Source organism: Acinetobacter sp. UBA5934, assembly GCF_002430855.1.
In the GTDB taxonomy this organism is placed as follows: Bacteria; Pseudomonadota; Gammaproteobacteria; order Pseudomonadales; family Moraxellaceae; genus Acinetobacter.
On record NZ_DJDC01000198.1, the window covers coordinates 1 to 10223 of the forward strand.

Sequence of the window (10223 nt, forward strand, 5' to 3'; positions counted from 1 at the left end):
AGCCGCCATAATACAAATTAAACTTCATTTCTTCAAGTCAGATTTCAAAAAATTCTGATATTTTTAATCAATCATCTATTTTTTAAACAATTTCCAACATTCTTCTGCCCTTTTCACTGTTTTTTAAGCTAGCGGATGGTGAAATATTCAACTCCGCCCCAAAATTTGAACTGAAAAACACAATATTGCAATCATTTACGTGCAGTATGTGGCAGCATGACTTATGCTAATCCTATCTTCTGACATGAAGCCAAAGACATTATGAAAAATTGGGTCGATCCTGAAGCTAAAGCTGAAGCTGAACGCTATGAAAATCCTATTCCCAGCCGTATTCTGATTTCTGAAACGATTGAAAAATTACAAGCTCCACAATCACATGCAGATTTAGTGGAACATTTTGAAATTGCAGATCAAAAAAGTATTGATGCACTCAGTCATCGCCTGATTGCCATGGTCCGAGATGGCCAGTTAATGAAAGATGGATACAAGTTCCAGCTTGCAGCCAGCCAGCCGACTCATGAAGCCACTGTCTATATCAATTCCAAAGGTTTAGGCAGTGCTTCCATTGCCAACCATGATGACATTTTACTGCCTGAACGCGAGCTGCGTCTGGTGTTTAATGGCGACCGCGTCAAGGTCCGTCAAACCTCTGTGGACCGCAAAGGTAAAGCCTGGGGTTTTATCACCGAAGTTGTGCAACATCGGGTTAAGCAAATTATTGGTAAAGTGGCGGTTCACGATGGCGAATACTTTATTCAGCCCGGCAATCCGAATGCCCATCAACCGATTACCCTGGAAAAAGAACTGATTGAACATGCCCAGGTGAAAGTGGGTGATTCAGTTCGTGTCGCGATTGATGACTACCCGACCCGTGAAGAACTGGCGACCGGTCATATCGTACAATCGATGGCAGACAAAGCCGATACTGAAATCATTATTCCGCAGACCATTCTGGAATTTGGCTTGCCCTATGAGTTCCCGGAAGAAGTGGTTCGCGACGCAGAAAGCTTTAAAGAGCCGAATGAACAGGATCGTCAGGGTCGTATCGATTTACGTGATTTAGCGCTGGTCACCATTGATGGTGAAGATGCCCGTGACTTTGACGATGCCGTATATGCAGAAAAACGTCCAGGTGGTGGTTACCGTGTGGTGGTTGCCATTGCCGATGTCAGCCATTATGTGCGCAACGATAAACCTTTGGATGATGAAGCCAAAGAACGTGGCACTTCAGTCTATTTCCCGCATTTTGTCTTGCCGATGTTGCCGGAAGCCTTATCTAATGGCTTATGCTCGCTGAATCCGCATGTCGACCGTCTCTGTATGGTCTGTGATTTAAAACTGTCACGCGCCGGTCGTGTTACAGGTTTTGAATTCTACCCTTCTGTAATGCATTCTAAAGCACGCCTAACCTATACCCAGGTCGCGCAGTATTTTGATGGTGACAGCAAAGCGATTCCTGAAAATCGCGATGTGCGTAAATCGCTGAATACCCTGTTCCAGCTGTATCAGATCTTGAAAGGTTTGCGTGCAGAGCGTCATGCCATGGAATTCGAAACAGTCGAAACCTACATGACCTTTGATGAGCTCGGTGGCATTAATGAAATTCTGCCGCGTTCACGTAATGAAGCGCATAAACTGATTGAAGAATGTATGTTGCTGGCCAATGTAGCCGCTGCAGAATACGCCTTGGAAAATGACATTCCAATGTTGTACCGTGTGCATGAGCCACCTGAATTTTCACGTATCCAAAAAGTGCGTGAATATGTGAAATTGCTAGGCCTGCCTTTCCCGGAACAGCCAACACAAAAAGATTATCAGGCGGTGATTGAAGCCACCAAAGACCGTATTGATGCGCCAAGCATTCACGCGGTGTTGTTACGCTCGATGATGCAGGCTTATTACGGCGCCAACAACGCTGGGCATTTTGGTTTGGCTTATGAAGCGTATACGCATTTCACCTCCCCGATTCGCCGTTACCCGGACTTGTTATTGCACCGTGCTATCAAGGCTCATTTAAAACAAAAGCCTTTCGCGCTTTCTGGTGCTGCTCTGGATGATGCTGGTGAACATTTCTCGCAAACTGAGCGCCGTGCCGATGAGGCTTCCCGTTCCGTCACTACATGGTTGAAATGTCACTATATGCAGCAGCATCTTGGTGAGGAATTTGTCGGTATCATCAGTGCAGTCGCTGAATTTGGTCTGTTTGTGACCTTAAAAGATTTATATGTCGATGGCATGATCCACGTCAGCCAACTGGGCGATGACTATTTTGTCTATGACCAGCCAAGCCAAAGCCTGATCGGTCAGGCACGCGGTCAAACCTTTAGTCTGGGTGATGAAGTCAAGATTAAAGTGGCTGCGGTAAATCTGGAAGATCGCAAGATTGACTTTGAACTGTTGCAACAAATGACCCATGCCGGCCGTGCTATTCGTAGCCGAGCGCCACGTGTGGCTAAGACAACAACAGAAGAAGTATTTAGCCCGCGTGCGAAAGCTGTAGTGAGTGAAGATGGTGAACAGCCGATTCGAAAGAAAAAGCCAAAAGCCAAAACGACTTCATTGGCTAAAAAATCAGATAAAAAATCTTCAGCCAAATCGGATGCAAAACCCAAAGACAAGCTGAAGAAAAAATCTAAGCCGAAAAAGAAAAAGTCGAATGCGAAAACCAAGATCGAATAATTTTCTGATAAAAGCCCTACTTCGGTAGGGCTTTTTTATTCAAAGCTATGCTTCATCAGTATTTATTTAGCAAAAGAACAATAAGCCTTGATTTCCCTCTCTCTAAGCCCTACATCTATTATTAACTTTATAAATGATATGGCGTATTAGAAATGACTTTAGAAAAGGCGACCTTGCCCGTTCCACAATTTGACCAGATTCAACTGGCCGATTTAAAACAACAGATTGAACAAGCCATTCAACAAGGACAAAGTTTTTTAAAAGATTTAACCGCAGTTCCAGAAGATGCTCAGGCACAGCTCAATGTTCTGGAACAGGTCGATACGCTGGAAAACAACATGAGTGAAGCTTGGGGTGTGCTTTCACATCTCAATGCCGTGATGAATAATGCGGAAACACGTGAACTGTACCAGTCTTTACTGCCAGCACTAAGCGAATACTACACTCAGCTGGGTCAACACACGGTGCTGTATCAAACCTATCAACATGTGCATGATGCAACGGTGTTTAATACGCTTCCAGCAGCCCATCAAAGTGCTATTAAACTGGCACTGCGCGATTTCAAACTTTCAGGTGTAGCTTTGGAAGGTGAAGCGAAAAAACGTTATGCTGAAATTTCTTCTCGTTTGTCGCAGCTGTCATCTGACTTCTCGAATCATGTATTAGATGCTACCCAAATCTATTTCAAGCCTCTGACCGAAGAACAACTCAAAGGTTTACCGCAAAGCAGTATCGATCTGCTCAAACAATATGGTCAGCAACGTGAACTGGATCAGCCAGTTGCGACTTTAGACATTCCGGCTTATCTGGCCATCATGACCTATGCCGATGACCGGGGCTTACGTGAAGAATTATACAAGGCTTATACTACACGTGCTTCCGACCTGTCTGAGCATCCTGAGTTTGACAATACTCAGGTGATGGAAGAAATCCTGAGTCTGCGTCATGAAATGGCACAGCTATTAGGTTTTGCTAATTTTGCCGAGTTATCGCTGGCCAGCAAAATGGCACCGGATGTCGAAACTGTAGATAAGTTCCTGGTGGATCTGGCTGAACATGCACGTACACCTGCAAGTAAAGAAATTGCCGAATTAAAAACGATTGCCATTCAGGATGGCATACTCGAGTTACAGCCTTGGGATACCGGTTACTATTCTGAAAAACTGAAACTGCAACAGTTCAATTTATCTCAGGAATCCCTGAAACCGTATTTCCCTGCACCCAAAATTTTGCAAGGCCTGTTCAGCATTGTGAATCGTCTTTACGGCATCAACATTGTGGAACGTAAAGCGCCAGTCTGGCATCCCGATGCACGCTATTTTGAACTGGAAGATCAAGGCAAGGTGGTCGGCGGTTTTTATTTCGATCTCTATGCACGTAGCGGCAAACGTGGCGGCGCATGGATGAGTGGTTTCCGCTCGCGCATGCAAACCCGACAAGGCCTGCAAAAACCGATTTGCTATATGGTCTGCAACTTCACCCCTGCAGTCGGCGATCAACCTGCGCTGCTCACACATGATGAAGTGAATACCCTGTTCCATGAGTTTGGTCATGGCCTGCATCATATGCTGACCGAAGTCGACCATATTGCTGTTGCAGGTACCCACGGCGTGGATTGGGATGCGGTTGAGCTACCAAGCCAGTTTATGGAATTCTGGACCTGGGATACTGACAGCCTCGATCTGCTCAGCGAACACATCGAAACCAAACAGCATTTACCGGAAGATTTGCTTAAATCCTTGCTAGATGCTCGTTTCTTCCAGTCCGGTATGCAAACCTTGCGTCAAATCGAATTTGCCCTGTTTGACCTGTCTATACACAAGCACAGTTCCGCTTTAAATGCCGAGCAGGTACAAGCCACTTTAGATGAAATCCGTCAAAAATACGCGGTCGCACCAACGGCAAGTTATAACCGTTTCCAGCATAGCTTTAGCCATATTTTTGCCGGAGGCTATGCTGCGGGTTATTACTCTTATAAATGGGCCGAAGTTTTGGCCAGTGATGCTTTCGATCGCTTTGAACAAGAAGGAATTTTTAATGTTCAGACCGGAAAAGAATTTCGTCAGTTTATTCTAGCAGTTGGCGGAAAAGATACAGCACTTGACGCGTTTATCAATTTCCGCGGACGCGAGCCAAAAATAGATGCGTTATTACGTCATCAAGGTTGGACGAAGCCCTCTAAAAACGCTTAAAATAAGAATCTAAGATTGTTCGGAAGGTTAGGATGATGACTATCAAACGTCGTTTCATTGCAGGTGCTAAATGTCCAAAATGTGAAGCGCTAGATCGGATTGTCATGCTAACTTCTGGCGACGATGAATGGATTGAATGTGTCGACTGCGGCTATAACGAAAATCGGCCAACGCATGTCGATGAACCACAGATGCCGGAAGTCCCGGATGAGATTGGTGTCATTCAGTTCAAACCGCGTCAGCCTAAATAAAAACAGGTTCAATATGACATTAGATCAAAGAAATAGCCCAAAACTTTTATTGGGCATCACGGGGGGATTAGTTGCAATCATTGTGCTTTTTTTGGCCTATCAATGGTTTTTTGCAACTTCAAATGAAACACTGCCTGAACATGAAGGTGCCAGTTTAACGGCACCTGCAAAACCGGCGCCTACTGCCGAGGTTAAACCAGCAGAATCGGCTGCCGAAACTGATCAGAAAACTATTCAGCTTGTAGATAAAAAAATGCTGCAAGCACCAGTTTCAGAAAATGAATCTTTAGCCAAAGAAGAAGTGGCCAAACTGGACGATATTCAAAACCAGTTAAATGAGCAAGAAACCTTGCTGAAAGCTCAACATGCCGATGCAGATCAACTGATTGCCTTAAAAGAAGAACAGATTAAATTACTTGAAGCTCAGTTGGCTCAAAAACAACCCTTATAATGCGTGAAAATTCAGCTAAAATATCCGTACATATTTGAGCTGAATTTGTTTAATGCCCATCCCAAAAAGCAATATTAATTTAATCAAGGCACTTAGCTTTCTCACCTGCTCTGCTTTTCTGTTTTCTCTGATGGGCGTTTGTATTCGCTATGCCTCACAAACAGTCGATAATCCTACCATTGTATTTTTTCGCAATTTTGTTGGTCTATTTATTTTTCTACCGCTGATTTTCACTAAAGGTATCGATTTTTTTAAGACAGAAAAAATCTGGATGCATAGCTGGCGTGCCGTGATCGGGCTGATTGCCATGTATGGCTTCTTTTATGCGATTGCCCATTTAAAGCTGTCCAATGCCATGGTGTTTACCTATTCTTCCCCGATTTTTATTCCACTGATTGCCTGGCTATTTCTGAAAGAAAAAATCACCCGATCCATGCTGATCGCAGCTGCCATTGGTCTGGCCGGGGTAATACTTGTGGCCAAGCCGGATGCCGGCATGTTTAACCAGATGTCGGTCATTGGTCTGGGGGCCAGCTTCCTCGCTGCCATGGCATTTGTAACGGTTCGTGCGCTTACCCGTACCGAATCGCCAGAAAAAATCGTGTTTTATTTCTGTTTTATCGGCACCCTCATTTCCATGATTCCGATGTTCTGGCTATGGCGTCCTTATAGCTGGACTGAACTGGGTTTCTTGATTGGCGCGGGACTGCTGGCCAATATCAGTCAAATTTTTATGTCTAATGCCTATAAACTTGCACCAGCCGGACAAATTGGCCCAGTGAATTATATTGCCATTATTTTCGCCGGAATCTGGGGCTTTATATTCTGGCAGGAAACACCCGATCATTATAGTTTAATGGGTTTCGGGCTTATTCTGAGTGCGATTATCCTGTGTAGTCCGCTTATTCAAAAACGTTCAGCCTAATCATTCAGCCAGTTCTTCCTGTCATAAAAAAAGCACCCGAAGGTGCTTTTTTAGCATGATGAATTAATGATACCAACCGAACATTTTAAAAATATACGGCGCATAGGTCACAATCAGCAAGGATGGGAACAGCACCATAATCGGCAGCAACCAGCGTTCATAACGGTAATAGAACTTGGTGTATTTGGCTTTCGCTTCCGCATCAGCTGCACGAACCTCATCATCACCAACCGACATTCGGGTCAGGAGATGATTCAGCGCCACTGGCGGAGATACATAGCCCAGCTCAAATGCGACCAATACAATCATCCAGAAATGGATTGGATGGATACCATTTTCATAAGCCACCGGTGCAATGGTTGCAGCCACCAGAATCACGGCGCCAAACGGATCGGTAGTCATCCCGACAATTGCCAGCAACAATGCAATAAAGGCTAGTGAAATATAGATATTGCCCAAATGTGTTGGCAACAATTCTACCACTTCACTACGTTCAATCAAACCGCCTACACTTGCAGACAAGGCCATCAAGATAATCAATGCACCAATATGTCCAACGGTTTCTGCCGAAGCAAACCACATTGAATGGGCAAAGCCGCGTGATTTTTCTCCGCCATGTGGCGTATGGTCACGCATAAAGGTCGACTGTTTTTCATGCTCCAAAGCTAAAGCAGCATGACGGTCTGGTGGTGTCACAAAACGATCACCCCACCATTTATCAAACATAATATAAGCAATCAGAATAATTGGCAGAATCACCGGTGCAGTGAATTCATCCATTTGGGTATCCAGACCCACGGTGTACATCAAAATGACAACAATGGTAATCACGATATAAGGAATCACCGGCACAATGGCTTTCAACATGCCCGGTACGGCCACTTTAGGTGAGTTCACACGGAAACGTGTTTCTGCAAGGTAAAGTGATACCCCCAGGAAAATCAAGGCCGTAAGCCAGAATACATAGATCCCGTGATCAAACAGTTCATCTGAAGTCACATGGCGGCTGTCGAGCATCGAAATCAGAATCACCAGCAAGCATGGACGAATCACTACCCCCAGCGAGCCTGACATGGCTGAAACAGCCAAAGCATATTGACGGCGTGAACCCGAGTTCCATACTTCCTTATAAATGATCGCACCTGCGGCAACAACGAAAATACCAGAAGCACCGGTATAAGCAGTTGGAATCGCTGCAGCAATCAAAATCAACCAGGTCAGGGTTTCAGGTGCCAAGTTCCAAGGACGTAAAATACCGAGGAATAAATCCATCACCCGGGTTTGAGTCAGTAACATACCGGCCCAGATAAACAGTGCAAGGTTTAAGAAAATGCCTGAGAATTCCACCAGAATTCCGAGGTAAATCCCTTGCCCCATTGGATAATCCATGACAAAGGTAAAAACCAACCCGGTCACCAATGCCATGTAGGCATATAAAGGCACACTCAGTAAAGCCAGCCCCAGATTGCCCTTACCTTCCTGCTTGGCTACAGGGGGTTTAAACAGTTGTAACAGACTGATCAGGGTCAAGGTAATAAAGAGGAAAATCCACAGCCAGTAAACCGTCAGGGTTTCATAAGTTGAAGCCACACCTGAATTGATAATCGAGTGATATTGACTGAGTACCGATGCCGTGAGCAAACCATTACCTAATACCATAAACAGGGCATAAACGCGATAATCCAGTTTGGTGGTTGGCGCACGTAAACCAATATGATGAAATTTCACTGAAGCGGTAATTGCAGCAACCACAACCATCAGCAATAAAATGATGACCCGGTTTTCAGTACCAAACTTAAAGATTCCAAAGAATGATGTTTCCAAGGTACGATAAGTTCTTATCGTTGGATGCTCATCCATATATTTAATGGCTTTGTCATAGAACTGATACTTTTCCTGGCACTGTTGCTGCCCTGCCATGACTGAAGCCCGTACATCTGCTTCCGATGTGGTCCCGAAAATATCGGCGAACTCATCATTGGCATTGGCTTTCATTTGCTTTTGTACTTGTGCATCAATATCCGGATGTAGATCACAGCTTGGCTTGGTCGGTTCTGCACGTAAGAAAGAATATTGCATGCCAATTTGTTCATTACCATATAAACGTTCACCCACACGTAATAGCTGACCATGAATCATCTCACCGGTACCAATGATGAGTGTGAGCAAAAGTAGTAATAGAATGACAAAAGTCGAGATCCACTCTGTCCATATATAACGTAACAGACCTAATCCTGATCTGTTGTTTTCATCATTTTGCATGTGCCTTCCTATTTCTTATTTTGATCATTGCCACCGCTTCAGCAATGCCAACTTTCCTTTTCTGAATAGACAATATCCTTTCTCTATTCAATCTCTTTATTCTTATGAACAAATTTGCATTAACTCGATACCAATGAAAATGACAATATGTATTTTCTTTTCTGTTTTAAATGTCAATCTCGCCACTATTCCACGAAATACTCCCATAAAACATAAGCCAAGGCGATGCCTACTCCCCCAATAACCCCCAATAAATGTGCTTCGACCAGCACTGGACTACCAATCAGTTCCGCTGTACCGACACTGCCGACTGTATTTTCCCAAAGCAATTTCCCCAGAATCAGGCACAGCACCAAGGCAGCAAAATTGCGTTCTTTCCTGTACAGCAAATGCACACAGGCAACGGCGACATAAGCCCCATGCAAAACTCCGGACAAGCCGGCATAGGCTTCTATATCGGGAAAGAAATAATAAAAACACAGGCTAATAAACGGTGGAAGCAATAACAGCAGAGCCACGAAATGCCAGATTTTGACGCGGGGAAAAATAAAAGGTAAGCATGCAAATGCCAGCATATTCAGCAGATAATGGATCCAGCCCACATGTACCCAATGGGCTGTCCATAAACGCCAGAATTCTTTGAATAAATCAACTTGCCAATAGATAAATGAATCTGCAAAAACTTGAAGGCATGCCGAAAAAGACATTACAAATGCAATAAAAATAATTTTTTGCATCAGAAACTGGTCTTTCATTGGCATGCCCTCGGCTAGAAATGATGGATTAAAAATAGAACATCATTCCAGCCAATCTTTCTTGTATTCTCTTTCACCCAGTTTAACTTAAGAAGATGCAGCACTCTCATTTTCAGTAAATAAGTCATCCAGCTCTGCGGAATTGTCCTGATCATCCCAAAAACGCTGCATGCCATCATCACTTGAACGGATGCCGGTATGTTCAGTCCAGTAACGGTCTGAAATACCCTGCACCATATTTTGCGCCATGCTATCTACCAGTCTGAATTGCGGATTGACCGGTTTTTCTTCAGAACGGGCATTGGCAAATGCTTTTAAAGCATCACGAATTTTGCCATCGTCCCCGCTGGCTTGAGCTGCCACTGCATATAAGGCATGTGACAGGCGTACGCCTTTTTGCTCACCCAGTTGCACCGACTGTTTTAAAGTCTGATAAGGATCTGGCTTACCATCCCCTGCACCCGGCAGCAAAGTCCAAATGACTGCACGCGCCGCTTCTGGCGCACCCCAGAATTTAGTATTGTCCAGACACACCATGCCGCGTTCTACCACCGCAGCAATATCTTTTGGTACATTGACTGCACCGCCAGAATTAATGTCATTGGTCATGGCCTGTAAACCACTGATCATCCCCATTAAATATACAGTTTGATCAAGGTCGCTTTTCATTTTCGGGCATCCATCACCCAAGGCCTTATTATATTTTGT

General features: G+C 44.4%; 7 protein-coding genes and 1 pseudogene. 5 read left to right on the forward strand and 3 right to left on the reverse strand.

Annotation, left to right across the window (positions count from 1 at the left end):
• Positions 1-258: 258 nt before the first annotated feature.
• From rnr to B2Y23_RS14855, 5 genes are all read left to right on the forward strand, one after another.
• Positions 259-2679: a ribonuclease R gene (gene rnr / locus B2Y23_RS14835; protein WP_291371649.1), complete on the forward strand. Its 2421-nt coding sequence runs from the start codon at positions 259-261 to the stop codon at positions 2677-2679.
• A 152-nt stretch (positions 2680-2831) separates the two neighbouring features.
• Positions 2832-4871: a M3 family metallopeptidase gene (locus B2Y23_RS14840; protein WP_291355186.1), complete on the forward strand. Its 2040-nt coding sequence runs from the start codon at positions 2832-2834 to the stop codon at positions 4869-4871.
• A 41-nt stretch (positions 4872-4912) separates the two neighbouring features.
• Positions 4913-5122 (forward strand): YheV family putative zinc ribbon protein, encoded by a 210-nt coding sequence (locus tag B2Y23_RS14845; RefSeq protein WP_291355263.1) that lies wholly within the window; start codon positions 4913-4915, stop codon positions 5120-5122.
• Between the two features lie 13 nt (positions 5123-5135).
• On the forward strand, positions 5136-5573 hold the full coding sequence (locus B2Y23_RS14850) for a hypothetical protein (protein ID WP_291355184.1): 438 nt from the start codon (positions 5136-5138) through the stop codon (positions 5571-5573).
• 52 nt (positions 5574-5625) lie between these two features.
• A complete protein-coding gene (locus B2Y23_RS14855; protein ID WP_291355182.1) occupies positions 5626-6498 on the forward strand; it encodes a DMT family transporter in 873 nt (290 codons plus the stop codon).
• 63 nt (positions 6499-6561) lie between these two features.
• Here the strand turns inward: B2Y23_RS14855 and B2Y23_RS14860 are convergent, their stop codons facing one another.
• The 3 genes and pseudogenes from B2Y23_RS14860 to B2Y23_RS14870 form a co-directional block, all read right to left on the reverse strand.
• Positions 6562-8760 carry a TRAP transporter large permease subunit gene (locus tag B2Y23_RS14860; RefSeq protein ID WP_291355180.1) on the reverse strand — a complete coding sequence of 733 codons (2199 nt, stop codon included), beginning with the start codon at positions 8758-8760 and terminating at the stop codon, positions 6562-6564.
• A 185-nt stretch (positions 8761-8945) separates the two neighbouring features.
• Positions 8946-9515, reverse strand: coding sequence for a rhombosortase (gene rrtA / locus B2Y23_RS14865; protein ID WP_291355178.1), 570 nt, complete (start codon positions 9513-9515; stop codon positions 8946-8948).
• 87 nt (positions 9516-9602) lie between these two features.
• A pseudogene (locus B2Y23_RS14870) lies at positions 9603-10223 on the reverse strand (hypothetical protein); the annotation flags it as partial.

Coding starts and splice junctions, on each gene's coding strand:
- B2Y23_RS14850 (WP_291355184.1), top strand. CDS start 5,136: ATGACATTAGATCAAAGAAATAGCCCAAAACTTTTATTGGGCATCACG.
- B2Y23_RS14860 (WP_291355180.1), bottom strand. CDS start 8,760: ATGCAAAATGATGAAAACAACAGATCAGGATTAGGTCTGTTACGTTAT.
- B2Y23_RS14855 (WP_291355182.1), top strand. CDS start 5,626: ATGCCCATCCCAAAAAGCAATATTAATTTAATCAAGGCACTTAGCTTT.
- rrtA (WP_291355178.1), bottom strand. CDS start 9,515: ATGAAAGACCAGTTTCTGATGCAAAAAATTATTTTTATTGCATTTGTA.
- B2Y23_RS14840 (WP_291355186.1), top strand. CDS start 2,832: ATGACTTTAGAAAAGGCGACCTTGCCCGTTCCACAATTTGACCAGATT.